A 16,025-nucleotide genomic window follows, 5' to 3' on the forward strand; every position below is an offset into this window, starting at 1 on the left:
AATGGATAACTTTCAAGGTGCGTTTTTTTCATATAAGGACTTCCGTCAAAGCCTGCACCATCGAGCGCCAAGTCCCAAAGTATGGAAAGGCAGCGAACTGGCGGGAATGCGACAGACCCTCGAAGCCAGCGACGTTGATATCGTCGCGCTGGCTCATGACAAAAGCATTGGGGGTTGCGAAGTGACGCCTGGGATGGCGATCGCCATGCAATGGCTGAACCCCGGTGTGACGCTCAACGGTCACGCGCATTCCTGGTGGCATCTGTTTGTCATCCAGTGCGGCAGCGGGGTGTTGACCCTCGGCGATGCCGACGGGGTCGACGTCAGCAGCGGCGACGTGCTGCTGGTGCCGGCCTGGACCCGGCATGGCTTCGTCAACACCAGCAAATACGAGCCTCTGGCGATGCTGAACATGAGCAACATGCCGCAAATGGCGTTGCTGTCGAACTTTGCCGACAGCCATGGCCTGATCACCACCCAGCCGTAATTCCCCCCCACCAGCGCTTTTTCGTAGGAGCCGGCTTGCCGGCGATAGCGTTCCCGGGACCGCCATCGCCGGCAAGCCGACTCCTACGTTTTTCATTGCCTTCACGACCCGCTCCCGAGCCTGTTTTTGCCTCTGCGTTTGCCCGCGTAAACGAACTTTCTGTATCGATTGAAACGAACAAATTCTGTATCTATTCAGCCCTCATTCAACTAACTACGATCACTTCCAATGCACGTTAATCCCTGCAGTCAGTGAATGGAGTGCTCTATGGAAAACAGCAAGCTAAAACTGTATGTCGGCGCCGATCATGTCAGCGCTTTTGCGATGTCGGCTTTTGTGGCGCTCAAGGAAAAGCAACTTTCATTTGAACTTGTGCCGGTTGATTTAAAAGCCCGCGAAAACTATTTGCCGGTTTATCGCGATCTTTCGCTGACATGCAAAGTTCCAACTCTGGTTCACGAAGATTTTGCCTTGGCGGAATCATCGGCGATTGCCGAGTACCTCGATGAGCTCACCCCGGGGCATACAAAACTTTATCCGCAGGGCATCCAGCAACGCGCCCGTGCCCGTCAATTGCAGGCCTGGTTGCGCAGTGACTTGCTGGTGGTGCGCAGGGAACGCCCGTTTGATCTGGTCTATTTCGGTAAAAAGGATCTGCCCTTGAGCGCCGATGCCCAGGCTGCCGTCGAGCGTCTGTTGTTCGTCGCCGACCATTTGCTGGAAGAGGGCGCCGAACATCTGTTCGGTGACTGGAGCATTGCCGACACCGACCTGGCAATCATGCTCAACCGACTGGTGGCCAACGGTGATCCGGTGCCGGCGCGGCTCGAAGCCTATGTGCAGCGACAGTGGGACCGCGACAGCGTCCGGGCGTGGATGGACATAGAGCGCAAAGCGCCGGCCATCGCCTAACAACACTCAGGGCATTCACCAGGAGCGCGGCCATGCAAGGACTGTCGGAGCACGAACGCTACACACCCTATAACTCACGCACCATCCGCGACACACCCTACTGGCACAAGCTGACGCCGGAGTTACAGGAGGCCATGACCGTGGTGGCGCGGGTCATGCCGTTTCGCACCAACGAATATGTGCTGGGCACGCTGATCGACTGGAACAACATTCCCGACGACCCGATTTTCCGCATGACTTTCCCGCACAAGGACATGTTGCTGGCGGACGAGTATGCCTCGCTCAAACACCTGATCGAGCTGGATGACAGTGCGGCGATCAAGCGCCGGATCGAGGCGATCTGGCTGCGCATGAATCCGCATCCGGCCGGGCAGTTGACGCACAACGGGGTCACCCTCAATGGCAAGGTCCTGCCGGGTATCCAGCACAAGTACCGCGAGACCGTGCTGTTTTTCCCCGGGGCCGGTCAGACCTGTCACGCGTACTGCACCTTCTGTTTCCGCTGGGCGCAGTTCATCGGCGAGGAAGAACTCAAGTTCAATGCCCGTGAATCCCGGGAACTGGTCAGCTACCTGAAGGTGCACAGCGAAGTGACTGACGTGCTGATTACCGGCGGCGACCCGATGATCATGAACACCCGTTCGCTGGCGGGTTACATCGAACCGCTGCTGGAATTGCCGCACCTGAAGAACATCCGCATCGGCACCAAATCCGTGGCGTACTGGCCGCAGCGGTTTGTCAGCGACAAGGATGCGCCCGAGCTGCTGGAGCTGTTCCGGCGAATCGTCGCGGCGGGGAAAAACCTGTCGATCATGGGGCACTACAACCACCCGGTGGAGATCCGCCCGGCCATCGCCCGCCAGGCCATCGAGCGCATTCGCTCGACGGGCGCGACGGTGCGCATGCAGGCGCCGGTGATCCGCCACATCAACGAAAACCCCGCCGATTGGGCCGCGCTGTGGACCGAAGGCGTGCGGCTCGGGGCGGTGCCGTACTACATGTTCGTGGAGCGCGACACCGGCCCCAGCCATTACTTCGCGATGCCGCTGGCGCGGGCCTTCGAGATCTTCCAGGCGGCGTACCGCACGGTGTCGGGGCTGGCGCGAACGGTGCGCGGGCCGTCCATGAGCACCTTCTACGGCAAGGTGCTGATCAACGGTATCGAGACCGTCGCCGGGGAAAAGGTCTTCGTTCTGCAGTTCCTCCAGGCACGCAATCCGCAATGGGTGTTGCGCACGTTCTACGCGCGCTTTGATCCGCACGTCACCTGGTTCGACGACTTGCAACCGGCCTTCGGCGAGCGTGCGTTCTTCTTTCAGAACGAACTGGCCGCGGTGCCGGAATTGATACCTGTGTTGCTGGAAACGGCGTAGGAAAATTCATGAAAAATGGGGAGATATGGAAATGAGCAGTATCCCGTTTGATCAGCGCGAGGGTGTTATCTGGCTCGACGGCGAGTTCGTCGAGTGGTCCCGGGCGCAGTTGCATGTGCTGACCCATGGCCTGCATTACGCGAGCACCGTGTATGAAGGCGAGCGGGTCTACAACGGCAAGATCTTCAAGCTGCGCGAGCACAGCGAGCGCTTGTATCGCTCGGCGCAACTGATGGACTTTGCCATCCCCCATGAGCTGGCTGAACTGGAGGCGGCGAGCCATGAACTGCTGCAACGCAACCAGGTGGTCGACGGTTATCTGCGGCCGGTGGCCTGGCGGGGCAGCGAGATGATTTCCACCTCGGCGCGCTTCAACCGAGTGCATGTGGCCATCGCTTGCTGGCAGTGGCCGAGCTATTTCGATCCGGCGGCGCGCATGGCCGGCATCCGCTTGAAAACCGCGACCTGGCGTCGCCCGCCACCGTGCAGCAGCCCGTTCGAAGCCAAGGCGTCCGGGCATTACCAGATCGCCACGCTGAGCAAGCACGACGCCGAGAACAGCGGTTACCACGATGCACTGATGCTCGACTGGCGCGGCCACGTTGCCGAAGCCACCAGCGCCAATGTGTTCTTCGTCAGAGGCCGGACGCTGCACACGCCGCTGGCGGATTGCTTCCTCAACGGCATCACCCGCCAGACCGTGATCGAGCTGGCCAGGGCGCTGGATTATCAAGTGGTCGAACGCACGATTCTGCCTACGGAGCTTGGCGACTTCGACGAGTGTTTTCTCACCGGTACCGCCGCTGAAATCACCCCGGTGCAGAGCATCGATGAGCAGCGTTACCGACCGGGCGATACCTGCCGCGACCTCATTGCCGCTTACACCTCAACCGTAAACGCCTGATCACCTGCCAGGAATCTCACCATGTCAGACCAAGGGATTGTTGCGTCTCAACCGTGCATCTCGCTCGGCCATCGTCATGAAGAACTGTCGACGCTGGGCTGGACTGTGCTGACTCCGGACGAATTTGCCGATGATGTCGTAGGCAACTTGCAGGCGTTCGGTCCGATCATTCCGCAGTTCAACGGCCAGACGGCCTTTGCCATTACCCGCAAGCCGGGTTACGAAGACTTGCCGTATTCCCAGAGCATGAACGGCATCGGTCCGCACACCGAAGCACCGGTGTACGGGCCGCCGCCGCGTTATCTGGCGTTGCACTGCCATACACAGGCCACGTGCGGTGGCGGGCACACCGGCCTGGTGGATGGTTATGAATTTCTCAAGTCTCTGGAACGCAGCGAGCCGCAATTGCGCCAATGGCTGGACGACACGCCGGTAGAGTTTGTCGCCACGGCCAAACCGGGTGAACCGGGGCAACGGCGGGTCAGGGAATACATCCTCACGCCAACGGAGGACGGCGATATTTTCCGTTTCAGTTACAACCAGTTTCACTACGGCGATGTAAACCCGTCCAGGGAAGCACTACAACAATCCCTGGTCGCCAACAGCACCTCGCCGCTGGCCCGGTTTGCCGCGCTCGGCGAGGCGTACTTCGTCGAGCACAACGTTGCGGTACTGATTCCCGACGGATGCCTGCTGATTTGGGACAACTGGCGAATGATCCACGCTCGCAGTCGTTACACTGACCCGGCGCGCAACCTGACCCGCTACTGGCTGGCCTGATTTTTCCGGCGCCCTTCATTCTTTTGGCGTACCCCTTGGCGGGTACGCGTCTTACAGGTATCGCGTCATGCAAACAGCAATCGAGATCGCCCAGGTCGATCACCAACTGATCGTGCGGCTCAACCAGGCCTGGACCAAGCGCGCGTCCGTGTGTGCACCGGACAGGGCCCTGATCGACGAAGTGTTCGACCCGCTGCGCCCGGATTACCCGGAGTGCATGGTGCCGTTCTTCCATCATCCGAAATTCCAGGCCCTGAGCGACGAGCTCAAGAGCAGCGTGGTGACCTGGGGCTGGATCGGCTACAACCTGCGCACCGTCACCGCCGAAGAACTCATCGTCAATCCGGCCCTGAGCGTGATCGCCAATCAGTACCTGGGCAAGGACGACTGGCATTTTCGCGAGGCCATGCAACAGACCCTGATCGACGAGCACTACCACACGCTGATGCACCTGCGCGCCATCGAACGGACCCGGCTGGATCGGGCGCTGGACCAGGATCTGGACTTGCCCCCCTCTGTCACTTACCTGCGCCTGAAAGCACAGCGTGAAGCACTGCCCGAGCAATGGCAGCGGGATTTGGCGGCGATCACCTTTGCGGTGGTGGCCGAGATCAGCGTCAACGCGTATCTGGATTTGCTCGCGGACGACCAGAGCATCCAGCCGCAGAACCGCCGCGTGGCCGAACTGCACAATCGTGACGAATACGCTCACAGCAAGGTGCTCGCCGAAGTGGCCAAGGTCATGTACGCGAACATGCAGCCCATGCAGCGGGAATTTTTCGCACGCAACCTGTCGGTGGCGCTGAGCGCTTTTATCGCTCAGGACTACTCGATGTGGGAGGCGATTCTGACGCAGCTCGGGGTCGAGGACGCAGCGCTGATCATTGCCGACACCCGCGAGAGCAACAAGAACGCGACCATCATGCGTGACTACAGCGGCCTGCATAAGCTGGCCCGGGACCTGGGCATCAGCGACCAGATCGATTTCGACTTCCGTCCGACCCTCAAAACCACGGCGGCCGCCTGAACCTGGAGGTGTCTATGTCTGCTCCTGTGTACGAAGTGTTCGCTATTCGTGTCGGCGCAAACGCCCAGCGCACCGCCAGGGAAAACTTTCTCTACGACGCCTGCTGCGGTGATCCGAATGCGCCGATGCCGCTGGATTACTACTTCTGGGTCATCCGCAACGAGCAACAGGTGATCGTGGTCGACACCTGTTTTCAACCAGCCACGGCGGATCGGCGAAATCGCCAGATGTACCGCCTGCCGGAGGAATCCCTGCGGCAGCTGGACATCGACCCGGCGCAGGTCGAGCACCTGATCCTGACCCATTTGCATTGGGACCATGCCGGCAACCTTGGACTGTTCCCCAAGGCGACCGTGCATTTGCAGGAAGCGGAACTGCGCTTTTGCACCGGGCCGAAAATGACCCATCGCACGCTGAACAAAACCTACGAGGTCGAGGATGTGATGTCGGCGCTGCCGCCGCTGTTCGAAGGGCGGATGCGTTTGCACAACGGTGTTGTCGAGGTGCTTCCCGGCGTGACGCTGCACCCGGTGGGCGGGCATACGCCGGGCAGCCAGGTGGTGCGGGTGAATACCGGACGCGGCTGGATTGTGCTGGCATCCGATGCTGCGCATTTGTGGGTCAACATTCGTGAGCGCAGCCCGTTTCCGATTCTCGATGACCTGGCGCAAACCCTTGAAGCATTCACCGAGATCGACCGACTGGCCGATGGCGAAGACCACGTCATCCCCGGCCACGACCCGCTGATCGCCGAGCGCTTCCCGCATTGGAATGACGACCCGCATATCATTTGCCTGCACCAGAATCCAATCTGAAGACCACCCCAAAACCTGTGGGAGCGGGCTTGCCCGCGATGACGGCAGCACATTCAACATTGATGTGGCTGACACACCGCTATCGCGAGCAAGCTCGCTCCCACAGGATCGCGGTTAACCCTGATTTTTCAGGATGCGCCCCAGCGTCAGCAGCGCCTCATCAATCCGTGGCGAGTACGGCGCGCCACAGCCAATGCGCACAAAGTGATCGAAACGATGGGCGTTGGAAAAGATATCCCCAGGGGAAATCTGAATGCCGAGCTTCAGCGCTTCCTGAAAAAGCAGCATCGATGAATGCCGGCGCGGCAGTTCCACCCATAACAGCGTACCGCCCTGGGGGTTGGTCACATGGGTGCCGAGGGGGAAGTAGCGAATGATCGCCTCGCTCATCTGTTGACGTTGTTGGGTCAGGGTTTTGCGCAACCGCCGCAGGTAACGTTCGTAGGACGGTGTACGCATGAATTCGCTGACTGCCAATTGCGATAACACCTCGCACCCCCGCGATTGCGTGTGCTTGAGCATCTCCACGCGGTCGTGCCATTTGCCGGCGCTGATCCAGCCCAGGCGTATGCCCGGTGCCAGGGTTTTGTTCAGCGAGGCGCAATAGATCACGTTGTCGGTGCGGTCCCAGTGTTTGAGCGTGGACAGCGGCTGCTCGCTGTCCACCAGGTCGCCGTAGGTGTCGTCCTCGATCAGCACCGTGTTGTGCTCGGCGCAGATTTTCACCAGCCGCGCCTTGTTGGCATCGGGCATGATGCTGCCCAGCGGGTTTTGCAGGTTGGGAATGACGATCAAAGCCTTGACCCGTTCGGGGCCCTGCAGCAGCAGTTGCAGGGCCGCCAGATTGAGCCCGGTGTGGGCCGAGGCCGGGACTTCCAGCACCCGCAGGCTCAGGCTTTCGAGAATTTGCAGCAGGCCGTAGAAGGTCGGCGACTCCACGGCCACGGTGTCGCCGGGGCGGGTGACCGCGCGCAAGGCCAGGTTGATCGCTTCGGTGGCGCCGTTGGTGATCACGATCCGTTCGGGGGCCAGATGGGTCTTGCTGGCCAGCGCCCGACGCGCCAGGAGGCTGCGCAATGCGCTGTTGCCGCAGGTCGAGCCTGCGGCACCGAGCAGATCGGCGTCGTAGCGCAGCGACTTGATCATGTTGTCTTGCAAGGTCTTCAACGGGTAAAGCTGCGGTGCGCAGTAGGCGCTGGCGAAGTTGACCTTGATCGTCGCACGCTGACTGGCCTTGAGCACCGCGCAGACCTGTTCATGAATGCCGACATAGACGCTGGTATCCAGCGCTGGCGCCAGGGCAGACGGGGCCGGCCTGGGCGCGATGTCGGGCTGGCGAATGTAGTTGCCGGAGCGTGGCCGGGCTTCCAGCACACCGTAGTCCTCCAGTTCCCGGCACACCTGCACGGCGGTCGACAGGCTGACGGCGTGTTTTTCCATCATCAAGCGGATCGAGGGCAAGCGTTCACCGGCTTTCAGGGTGCCGCTGCGGATCGCGTCCAGGTAGTGGTTGGCCAACTGGCGATACAAGGGGGGCGTGTTCATGATGACCTCGGCAGTTGCACCACCGGGGTCTGGGCTGGAAAGTGAGTTGACGCTCCCCGCAGGCGGACCCGTGGTGCTCATGGGTGAAGGGAAGTGGTGTTCTGCGTCGATACTGGAAGAGTAATCGCGGTTTTGCCCGAATCACGGGCAATAAAAAGCCCCGCACTGATGGCGGGGCTCTTGTGTCAGTCGCTGACTACTGTGTGGCGAGGGGCCTTACTGCGCGGCGATGCTGTACCCGTCGAACGCGGTCTGCTGCTGCAGGGCGGTGATGATGTTCTTGCGGTTGACCGCTTGCTCGGCGCCGCTGTTGTCCAGGAAAGTCTCGCTTTCCAGCTCTGCCTCTTCGCCTTCGCCAACGAAGGTGAAGCCGAGGAACTCCAGGGCCTCGCGGTCGACGTTCAGGCGCGAGCGCGGGGTGCGCAGCGGCAGGGTGACGCTCACGCCGTCCTTGCTGATGGTGAACACTTCGAGTTCTTTCTTGGCCTTGGCCGCCTTGCTCTTGCCGCCGCTCGGGTTGCTGATGGCCTGATGCGTCTGGTTCAGCACCTTCAGGGCCAGGCCGTAGACGATTTCCTGGAACGCCGGATCATCCTTGAAGCTGGACAGGATGCGGCTGATCGGGAATTTGATGCTCAGGTCTTCCAGGGCGGCGATGTCTGCCGACTCGGCGTCCTTGAGCTGCTTGAGCTGGCCCATCAGTTCGTAGGCCTTGTCGTCGTCGAAACTGTCGTGGGCCTGGCGGATCGCGACGCGAAGTTCGCGGATCTGATCGCTTTCGCGGGTGGACTGGAAAGCGTCCAGCACCATCTCGCTGATGGTTTTTGCCTGGGGAACGTGTTGTGAAAGATTGATGGAGTTTTCGTATTCCGCTTTGGACGACAGGGTAACTACGGATTCGGCGGTGTTGGAATCGGACATTGAAATTTCACTACTTCTTTGAACTTGAATAGGGGCGAGAAAGCACGGGGGCTTTTTCAGGCCGACTAATCTATTGGACCGGGGCGACGTTGTCACGGGCGAACAGGCGGCTGGTCAAGTTTTTGCTTTCGCGATGGGCGCTTACGATCACGCGTTTGTTCTGGATAAACCGATACTCTGTAGGAGCGAGCTTGCTCGCGATGGTCTCAAGGACACCGCGTTCATCCAGGATGAGCGCGTTATCGTTGACGTCCATCGCGAGCAGGCTCGCTCCTACAGGGATGTGCAGTGCTCAGGAATGCTGCAGTTTCTGCGCGCGTTTGTCCGCCAGATGCTGCACCACCAACCGGCCAATCAATACCAACAAGGTCAGGCTGATCAGCAACACCGAAATCGCCGCGACGCTCGGGTCGACGTTATCGCGCAGGCCGCTCCAGATGCGTTTGGGCAAGGTGTCGACGTTGACGCTGGTGATGAACAGCGTCACCGCCACCTCTTCCCACGACAAGGCGAACCCCAGCAGGGCAGTCGAGGCCAGGCCCAGTTTCAGGTTCGGCAAGATCACCATGAAGGTGGTCTGCATCAGGCTGGCGCCGAGGTTGCGCGAGGCCAGTTCGATGCGTCGGTCGACGTTGCTCAACGCCACCAGCATGGTCACCACGCCGTACGGCACCACCATGATCACGTGGGCGATCACCACGCCGGTCAGGGTGTCGTAGCCCATGCCCGGTGCGAAGCGGCCGAGTTTGGTCTCCATGAAGTACAGCACCAGCGCGGAGATCACCGGCGGGATCGCCATCGGCAACAGCACCAGGCCCATCAGCGCCGTGGCCCATTTCGAGCGCATGTACCAGATGCCCAGGCTGAAACTCGCCGCGAGCAACGTGGCGATGATGCTGGTGGCGAAGGCGATGGTCAGGCTCTGGCTGATCGCGTGGAACCAGTCAGGGTTGCTCACCAGCGCTTCGTAGTGACGCAGCGACCAGTTGCCTTCGGGCATCGACAGGAAGCGTTTGCTGGTGAACGACACCGGAATGACCGTCAGCAGCGGGAACAGCATGAAGGCCATGGCGACCACGGCCAGCAGGCGGGTACTCAGGCTTGTGCGATGGGTATTCATAGATATCTCAGCCTACCAGTCGGTTCACGCGGGTCATTTTCAGCAGCACCCAGATCAATGCACTGACCAACGCCAGAAGCACGACGCTCAGTGCAGCCCCCAGGCCCCAGTTGCTGGTCTGGAACATTTGCAGGAACACATACTCGGCGATCATCACCGTTTGCCCGCCACCCAGCAGCACCGGCGTTATGAAGAAGCCCAGGCAGAACACGAAGACCATGATGAAGGCACCGAGAATGCCCGGCAGGGTCTGCGGCAGCAGCACTTGCCAGAAGGTGCGCAGGGCACCGGCACCAAGGCCGCGCGAGGCCATGAGCACACGCTGATCGAGTTGACGCATGGTCGACAGCAGCGGGAACACTGCGTACGGGATCATCACGTGGAGCATGCCGATGACCACGCCGATTTCATTGCGGCTCAGTTGCAGCGGCTGATCGATCAAGCCCATGCCCATCAACCCGTTGTTGAGCACGCCGTTGCTGCGCAGGGCGATCAGCCAGCCGAAGGCCCGCACCAGCACGGAAATCCAGAACGGAATGAAGATGCAGATCTCCACCACGCGCTGCCAGAACGGCGGGCTGAACACCCAGCAGTAGGCCAGCAGGTAGCCGATCATCAAGGCCAGGCCACTGACGGTCAGGCACAGGCGCAAGGTACGCCAGAGCATCTCGTGGATGGCCGGGTCCGTGGCGATGCGCTGGTACTGCTCGATGCCCGGAGTGGGCAGCGAGAAGCTCCAGCCGACCACGCCGAGGAACGGCAGCACATAGAACACCAGCAGCAACACCGGCAGCGGGAACAGCAGCAAGCCGCGCTCCAGGCCCGGCGAACTGAAGCGGGGCTTGGGGCTGGTCAGGGTTGAGGTCAGGGTGGTAGTCATGGTCACAGGCTCACTTGGACAACCGCGTCAGGTACTCTTCCAGGGCTTTGGAATAGTTGTCGGCGTACCACTGGGCGTTGAGAGCGATCTGCTTTTTCAGGTTTTCTTCGGAGGCGCAGTTGGCTTCGAGCTGCTTGGCCGACATCAGTTTTTCCGTGGCGCTGTTGGACGGTCCGTTGCCCAGCAGTTCAAACAGCTTGAGCTGGCCTTCGGGTTGCAACGCTTGCTGGATGAACTGCATGGTTGGCTGAGTGCCGCCCGGGTTGCCATTGAGCACCGCCCAACTGCTGGAGTTGATGAAGCCGTTGTCGAAGCTCCAGCGCACGCGGTTGTCGGTGTCTTCGCTGAGCAGCTTGGCGCGGGTGTGCCAGATCGCACCGACCGACACTTCACCCTCGACCATCAGTTGCTGGCTCTCGGCACCCGAGCTCCAGAACGACAGCACGTGCGGCTTGATCTCGTCGATCTTCTTCATCGCCCGTGGCACGTCCAGCGGGTACAGCTGGTCGGCCGGAACGCCGTCGGCGAGCAGGGCCGCTTCGAGCATGCCGTTCATCCATTTGTACAAGGTGCGCTTGCCGGGGAATTTCTTCACGTCCCAGAAATCGGCCCAGGTCTTGGGCCCGTTTTCACCGAATTTTTCGCTGTCCCAGGCCATCACGTAGCTGAACTGGTAGCTGGCAATGCCGAAGTCGGAGGCCAGTGCCGGAGCCACCTGATCGCGCTTGATCACGTTGTAGTCCAGCGGCTGCAGGATCTTTTCCCGGCCCAGCACAATGGCGCTGTAGCTCTCGACGTCGACCACGTCCCAGCTCGGTTGACCGCTGGCCAGTTGCGAGCGGATGGCGCCTTCGGTCGGGCCGGCGCCGTCGATGCGCACCTGGATGCCGGTGTTCCTGGTGAAGGTGTCGGTCCATGCCGAGCGGAAGGCGTTCAGCGCATCGCCACCCCAGTTGACCACCACCAGTGGCTTGTCCGCCGACCAGCTGATGCCGCTGCGCAGCGCCAATGGCACGGCAGCCAGCAGGCCCATGGCCTGGATGAAGGTGCGACGGTTGATCTGACCGTCACGGGCCTTTTCGATAAGCACTTCGATGCAGTCTTGTTGGTGATCCTGGCGCATGGGCAAGTCCTCAGTCGGCAGGCACCTGCGTGGGCACCGGCCTTTTTGTTGTCATTGGAAGAGAGCTTTGTGACGCAATTTTTTAAGGGTCAAGCCTGGAGCAGGAAGCTTTGCTGCACCGGCCAGCTCAGCCACACCGGCGCGCCGCCGGGCATCGAGGCGCCCGGGTGATTGCCCGGCACGGACAGATTGATCGGCAAGGTGTCGCCGCCGACTTTCAGGGAAAGATGCGTGCTCGAGCCCTGGTAGACCTTGTCGGTGAGCTGTGCGGGCATGACGTTGTAGCCATCCCGGGTCGGGCACGCGCTGTGCAGTTCCATGTGCTCGGGGCGCACGGCCAGCACGATCGGTGCGGCGCTCAGGGCGTTCGGGGCCTGCGCATGCAGCACGCTGGTGCCGCAACGGCCGCTGGCGGTCTGGCCGTTGCGGGTCAGGTTGTCCAGCGGGAACAGGTTCATCTTGCCGAGGAATTCGGCGACGAAACGGCTCTCGGGGCGGTTGTAGATGTTTTCCGGGGTGTCGACCTGGGTCAGCTTGCCGTGGTTGAAAATCGCGATGCGCGACGACAGCGCCAGGGCTTCGTTCTGGTCATGGGTGACGAAGACGAAACTGGTGCCGACCTGGCGGTGGATGCGTTGCAGTTCGGTTTGCAGTTGTTCGCGCAGGTTCTTGTCCAGCGCCGACAGCGGCTCGTCGAGCAGCAGCAGTTCCGGCTCGAACACCAGTGCCCGGGCAATCGCCACGCGCTGCTGCTGGCCGCCGGACATCTCGGATGGCTTCTTGTGCATGTGCGCGCCGAGGCCGACCACTTCAAGGATGTGCTTGACCCGACGGTTGCGTTCTTCGGCCGCTACTTTGCGGATGCGCAGCGGGTAGGCGACGTTGTCGGCGACGGTCATGTGCGGGAACAGCGCATAACCCTGGAACACCATGCCGTAGTTCCGCTTCTCGGCGGAGCGCCTGATGATGTCGACGCCTTGCTCCATCAGCTTGCCCGACGTCGGGCTGAGGAAGCCGGCCAGGATCATCAGCAAGGTGGTCTTGCCCGAGCCGGACGGACCCAGCAGGGTCAGAAACTCGCCTTGGCGAACGTCGAGATCGACGTTATCCAGCGCCGCGAAACGGCCGTAATACTGGCTGATACCTTGAGCGCTGAGCTGAACCGCTGAACGGCTGGACACAATGAGGTTCCCCTTTTTATTGCCCATATGACGTACGAGGACGGATGCAGATCCGAAATGGGCTTTGGGGACTCATTATTGTTAAAAATATCGCTACATCAATGGAATTATTTTGCGCGTATTGGTTAGTTTTATTACTCAATTTTTGAAGGTGCATCGACCGCTTTTCTGTAGGAGCCGGCTTGCTGGCGATAGCGTTCTTCAGGCCGCCATCGCCAGCAAGCCGGCTCCTACAGATCAGCAGTTGCCAGGGCCTATCCGACCTGTCGTCAGAGGGTGTCCTGCCAGGTCTGGTGGGATGACTGTAACTGCGTCTTGACCCAATTGCTGAACGCCTGGACCACCGCGCGCTCGGCTTTTTGCGGGTCGGCCGCCAGGTAATAGCCACGGTGCAGATCGATGGTGATGTCGAACGGCCGCACCAGCAGACCCTTGGACAAGGCATCGCCGCTGATCAGGTTGTCGCCGATGGCGATGCCCTGGCCGGCAATGCAGGCGGACTGTGCGCAGTGCGCATCGGAGAAGAGGATGCCGCTCACCGCGTTGACCCCCGAGGCGCCCGCGGTGGTCAGCCACACGCGCCAGTCCGAGTAGTCGGTCATGTGCAGCAACGGGTAGTTGCTCAGTTCCTGCGGGGTTTTCAGGCCGCCCAGGGCGTTGATCAGGCGCGGGCTGCACACCGGGAAGAAACGCAACGCCACGATCTCTTCAACGATCACCTCCGGCCAGTCGCCGATCCCGTAGGCGATGAACAGGTCGGCGGCCGGATTGTTCACGTCATCCGGGGTACGGGGCGAAATGAGCTGGAGTTGCACCTGCGGGTATTGGCGTAGAAACGCCCCGATGTGGTGGCACAGCCAATAGGTGGCGAAGCCCGGAGCGCAACTGACGCACAACCGGCCGGAAATCTCCTGATCGTCGATCAACTGCCCGGCGTCGAGCAGGTTCAACAGAATCCCGTGGACTTCCCGCGCATAACGTTCGCCCTGATACGTCAGGCCGATGCCCCGGCCAATCCGCTCGGTCAGGGCAAAGCCGACGCACTCCTCGAGCTTGCTGATCTGGTGGCTGATGGCGCTGCGGGTCAGGTTCAGTTCACGGGCCGCGACCGACACGCTGCCTGTGCGGGCAACCGCATCCAGCGCGCGAAGGGCTGTCATCGAAGGAAAGCGCATAAATCCATCCCGTTGTTTGTTTTGAATGGCTCGTATGGTGACGTAAATCGAACAGTCAGGCCAAAAAAAATCGATTGTTGTATCGGTTGATTCAACAATACTAGCCCCATTCGTCGTTGGGCCGAGGTGGCCCCTTATCCAAGAGGTGCTGCATGACCCGTTGTGCCGAGGCGCTCGTTCAGTTGCTGGAAGGTTATGGTGTTGAAACCGTCTTCGGCATTCCCGGCGTGCACACCGTCGAGTTGTACCGTGGCCTGCACGGCAGTCGCCTGAAGCACATCAGCCCGCGCCACGAGCAGGGCGCCGGGTTCATGGCCGACGGTTATGCCCGCGCCAGCGGCAAGCCCGGGGTGTGCTTCATCATTACCGGCCCGGGCATGACCAACATCATCACCGCCATGGGCCAGGCCTATGCCGACTCGGTGCCGATGCTGGTGATCTCCACCTGCAACCGTCGCGAACACCTGCGCCTGGGCCATGGCCACCTGCATGAACTGCCGGATCAGCGCGCACTGGTCGCCGGGGTCTGCGCCTTCAGCCATACGCTGCAACATCCAGCGCAATTGCCGGAAGTGCTGGCGCGGGCCTTTGCCTTGTTTGGCTGCACGCGGCCGCGGCCGGTGCACATCGAGATTCCGCTGGATGTACTGGAGATGTCGGCCGACGGCCTGGACCTGCGTCCGCGTGCGTTGCCTGCCGCGCCAGCCCCTGCGCCAGAAAACATTGATGCAGCGGTTGCGCTGATCAGCAACGCGAAGCGTCCATTGATTCTCGCCGGTGGTGGCGCGCGCCGGGCGGCCGAAACCCTGAGCGCACTTGTCGAACGCTTGCAGGCTCCCGTGGCGCTGACCACCAATGCCCGCGGTTTGCTGGCCCCGGAACATCCGTTGTTGCTCGACGGCGTGCAGTCGTCGGCTCACGGTCGCGAACTGATCGCCGAAGCTGATGTGGTGCTGGCGGTCGGCACCGAACTGGGTGAAACCGACTACGACTTTTTCGGCCTCGGCCCGTTGGCGTTCAAGGCGCCGCTGATTCGCCTGGACATCGATCCGCTGCAAATCCTCGGTGTACAAGCGGCCACGGTCGGTTTGCTGGGGGATGCCGAACAGGGCTTGCTTGCGCTGTTGGAACGCCTGCCGCAACGCCAGGCTGATTCGGCCTGGGCAGGTGAGCGGGTGAGCCGGGTCAACGCCATCGAACGTGCTGGCTGGAGCGCGAAACAGGGCCGTATGCAAGCGTTGCTCGATACCGTCCGTGACCACCTGCCGCAGCCACTGATCGTCGGCGACTCGACTCAACCGGTGTATCAGGGCGCTCTCGGCTACCGTGCGCCAACCCCCAACAGCTGGTTCAACGCCGGCAGCGGCTACGGCACCCTCGGCTACGGGTTGCCCGCCGCCATCGGCGCCAAGCTCGCCCAACCATCGCGCCCGGTGGTGGCATTGGTCGGTGACGGCGGCTTGCAGTTTTCCAGCGCCGAACTGATCGCCGCCAAAGAGGCCGGTGTCGGCGTGATCCTGCTGGTCTGGAACAACAGCAGCTACGCCGAAATCCGCGACTACATGAATGCCAAAGCGGTGCCGTTGCTGGGGGTGGACATCCTCACGCCGGACTTCGCCGCCCTCGCGCAAAGCTGCCACGTCAGCCATCACCGGGCCAACAATCTGCAAGGTTTGCGCAAGCTGCTGGGGCAACTCGCCAACATTACCGAACCGGTGATGATCGAGGTCGACGCCGCAACGTTTCTGGCGGACTAAAACAACAACAAATTTTTCAGGTCGC

16 protein-coding genes are annotated in these 16,025 nt (G+C 61.2%); 8 read left to right on the forward strand and 8 right to left on the reverse strand.

What is annotated here, in order from left to right:
• Window position 1: 1 nt before the first annotated feature.
• The 7 genes from AB4O16_RS21240 (at window position 2) to AB4O16_RS21270 (ending at window position 6,298) form a co-directional block, all read left to right on the forward strand.
• A complete protein-coding gene (locus AB4O16_RS21240) occupies window positions 2-487 on the forward strand; it encodes a cupin domain-containing protein (protein ID WP_460155726.1) in 486 nt (161 codons plus the stop codon).
• A gap of 267 nt (window positions 488-754) precedes the next feature.
• A complete protein-coding gene (gene yfcF, locus AB4O16_RS21245; RefSeq protein WP_460155727.1) occupies window positions 755-1,399 on the forward strand; it encodes a glutathione transferase in 645 nt (214 codons plus the stop codon).
• A 32-nt stretch (window positions 1,400-1,431) separates the two neighbouring features.
• Complete coding sequence (locus AB4O16_RS21250) at window positions 1,432-2,772, forward strand: KamA family radical SAM protein (protein ID WP_160387115.1); 1,341 nt, start codon at window positions 1,432-1,434, stop codon at window positions 2,770-2,772.
• A gap of 31 nt (window positions 2,773-2,803) precedes the next feature.
• Window positions 2,804-3,676 (forward strand): branched-chain amino acid aminotransferase, encoded by an 873-nt coding sequence (locus AB4O16_RS21255; RefSeq protein WP_160387116.1) that lies wholly within the window; start codon window positions 2,804-2,806, stop codon window positions 3,674-3,676.
• Between the two features lie 21 nt (window positions 3,677-3,697).
• Window positions 3,698-4,456: a TauD/TfdA family dioxygenase gene (locus tag AB4O16_RS21260; protein ID WP_460155728.1), complete on the forward strand. Its 759-nt coding sequence runs from the start codon at window positions 3,698-3,700 to the stop codon at window positions 4,454-4,456.
• A gap of 67 nt (window positions 4,457-4,523) precedes the next feature.
• Window positions 4,524-5,483: a diiron oxygenase gene (locus AB4O16_RS21265; protein ID WP_460155729.1), complete on the forward strand. Its 960-nt coding sequence runs from the start codon at window positions 4,524-4,526 to the stop codon at window positions 5,481-5,483.
• A 14-nt stretch (window positions 5,484-5,497) separates the two neighbouring features.
• Window positions 5,498-6,298, forward strand: a complete 801-nt coding sequence (locus tag AB4O16_RS21270; protein ID WP_460155730.1) for an N-acyl homoserine lactonase family protein — start codon at window positions 5,498-5,500, stop codon at window positions 6,296-6,298.
• 114 nt (window positions 6,299-6,412) lie between these two features.
• Here the strand turns inward: AB4O16_RS21270 and AB4O16_RS21275 are convergent, their stop codons facing one another.
• The 8 genes from AB4O16_RS21275 to AB4O16_RS21310 all read right to left on the reverse strand — a co-directional run bounded on the left by AB4O16_RS21275 (window position 6,413) and on the right by AB4O16_RS21310 (window position 14,243).
• Window positions 6,413-7,843: an aminotransferase-like domain-containing protein gene (locus AB4O16_RS21275; RefSeq protein WP_460155731.1), complete on the reverse strand. Its 1,431-nt coding sequence runs from the start codon at window positions 7,841-7,843 to the stop codon at window positions 6,413-6,415.
• Window positions 7,844-8,059: 216 nt separating this feature from the next.
• Window positions 8,060-8,764, reverse strand: coding sequence for a hypothetical protein (locus tag AB4O16_RS21280; protein ID WP_460155732.1), 705 nt, complete (start codon window positions 8,762-8,764; stop codon window positions 8,060-8,062).
• 70 nt (window positions 8,765-8,834) lie between these two features.
• A complete protein-coding gene (locus tag AB4O16_RS21285) occupies window positions 8,835-9,020 on the reverse strand; it encodes a hypothetical protein (RefSeq protein ID WP_160387122.1) in 186 nt (61 codons plus the stop codon).
• Between the two features lie 36 nt (window positions 9,021-9,056).
• Window positions 9,057-9,884: an ABC transporter permease gene (locus tag AB4O16_RS21290; protein WP_160387123.1), complete on the reverse strand. Its 828-nt coding sequence runs from the start codon at window positions 9,882-9,884 to the stop codon at window positions 9,057-9,059.
• Between the two features lie 7 nt (window positions 9,885-9,891).
• Complete coding sequence (locus tag AB4O16_RS21295) at window positions 9,892-10,764, reverse strand: ABC transporter permease (protein ID WP_103394243.1); 873 nt, start codon at window positions 10,762-10,764, stop codon at window positions 9,892-9,894.
• A 10-nt stretch (window positions 10,765-10,774) separates the two neighbouring features.
• Window positions 10,775-11,887 (reverse strand): ABC transporter substrate-binding protein, encoded by a 1,113-nt coding sequence (locus AB4O16_RS21300; protein ID WP_160387124.1) that lies wholly within the window; start codon window positions 11,885-11,887, stop codon window positions 10,775-10,777.
• A gap of 89 nt (window positions 11,888-11,976) precedes the next feature.
• On the reverse strand, window positions 11,977-13,068 hold the full coding sequence (locus AB4O16_RS21305; protein ID WP_460155733.1) for an ABC transporter ATP-binding protein: 1,092 nt from the start codon (window positions 13,066-13,068) through the stop codon (window positions 11,977-11,979).
• A 269-nt stretch (window positions 13,069-13,337) separates the two neighbouring features.
• Window positions 13,338-14,243 (reverse strand): LysR substrate-binding domain-containing protein, encoded by a 906-nt coding sequence (locus tag AB4O16_RS21310; RefSeq protein WP_160387126.1) that lies wholly within the window; start codon window positions 14,241-14,243, stop codon window positions 13,338-13,340.
• 152 nt (window positions 14,244-14,395) lie between these two features.
• Between AB4O16_RS21310 and AB4O16_RS21315 the strand changes: the two genes are divergently transcribed.
• Window positions 14,396-16,000 carry a 5-guanidino-2-oxopentanoate decarboxylase gene (locus AB4O16_RS21315; protein ID WP_460155734.1) on the forward strand — a complete coding sequence of 535 codons (1,605 nt, stop codon included), beginning with the start codon at window positions 14,396-14,398 and terminating at the stop codon, window positions 15,998-16,000.
• Window positions 16,001-16,025 lie beyond the last annotated feature (25 nt).

It is taken from the genome of Pseudomonas sp. S2_H10 (assembly GCF_054668285.1).

What these genes read in the sequence shown, in the direction of transcription:
- AB4O16_RS21240 (WP_460155726.1), top strand. Translation starts at nt 2, where the DNA reads ATGGATAACTTTCAAGGTGCGTTTTTTTCATATAAGGACTTCCGTCAA.
- yfcF (WP_460155727.1), top strand. Translation starts at nt 755, where the DNA reads ATGGAAAACAGCAAGCTAAAACTGTATGTCGGCGCCGATCATGTCAGC.
- AB4O16_RS21250 (WP_160387115.1), top strand. Translation starts at nt 1,432, where the DNA reads ATGCAAGGACTGTCGGAGCACGAACGCTACACACCCTATAACTCACGC.
- AB4O16_RS21255 (WP_160387116.1), top strand. Translation starts at nt 2,804, where the DNA reads ATGAGCAGTATCCCGTTTGATCAGCGCGAGGGTGTTATCTGGCTCGAC.
- AB4O16_RS21260 (WP_460155728.1), top strand. Translation starts at nt 3,698, where the DNA reads ATGTCAGACCAAGGGATTGTTGCGTCTCAACCGTGCATCTCGCTCGGC.
- AB4O16_RS21265 (WP_460155729.1), top strand. Translation starts at nt 4,524, where the DNA reads ATGCAAACAGCAATCGAGATCGCCCAGGTCGATCACCAACTGATCGTG.
- AB4O16_RS21270 (WP_460155730.1), top strand. Translation starts at nt 5,498, where the DNA reads ATGTCTGCTCCTGTGTACGAAGTGTTCGCTATTCGTGTCGGCGCAAAC.
- AB4O16_RS21275 (WP_460155731.1), bottom strand. Translation starts at nt 7,843, where the DNA reads ATGAACACGCCCCCCTTGTATCGCCAGTTGGCCAACCACTACCTGGAC.
- AB4O16_RS21280 (WP_460155732.1), bottom strand. Translation starts at nt 8,764, where the DNA reads ATGTCCGATTCCAACACCGCCGAATCCGTAGTTACCCTGTCGTCCAAA.
- AB4O16_RS21285 (WP_160387122.1), bottom strand. Translation starts at nt 9,020, where the DNA reads ATGGACGTCAACGATAACGCGCTCATCCTGGATGAACGCGGTGTCCTT.
- AB4O16_RS21290 (WP_160387123.1), bottom strand. Translation starts at nt 9,884, where the DNA reads ATGAATACCCATCGCACAAGCCTGAGTACCCGCCTGCTGGCCGTGGTC.
- AB4O16_RS21295 (WP_103394243.1), bottom strand. Translation starts at nt 10,764, where the DNA reads ATGACTACCACCCTGACCTCAACCCTGACCAGCCCCAAGCCCCGCTTC.
- AB4O16_RS21300 (WP_160387124.1), bottom strand. Translation starts at nt 11,887, where the DNA reads ATGCGCCAGGATCACCAACAAGACTGCATCGAAGTGCTTATCGAAAAG.
- AB4O16_RS21310 (WP_160387126.1), bottom strand. Translation starts at nt 14,243, where the DNA reads ATGCGCTTTCCTTCGATGACAGCCCTTCGCGCGCTGGATGCGGTTGCC.
- AB4O16_RS21315 (WP_460155734.1), top strand. Translation starts at nt 14,396, where the DNA reads ATGACCCGTTGTGCCGAGGCGCTCGTTCAGTTGCTGGAAGGTTATGGT.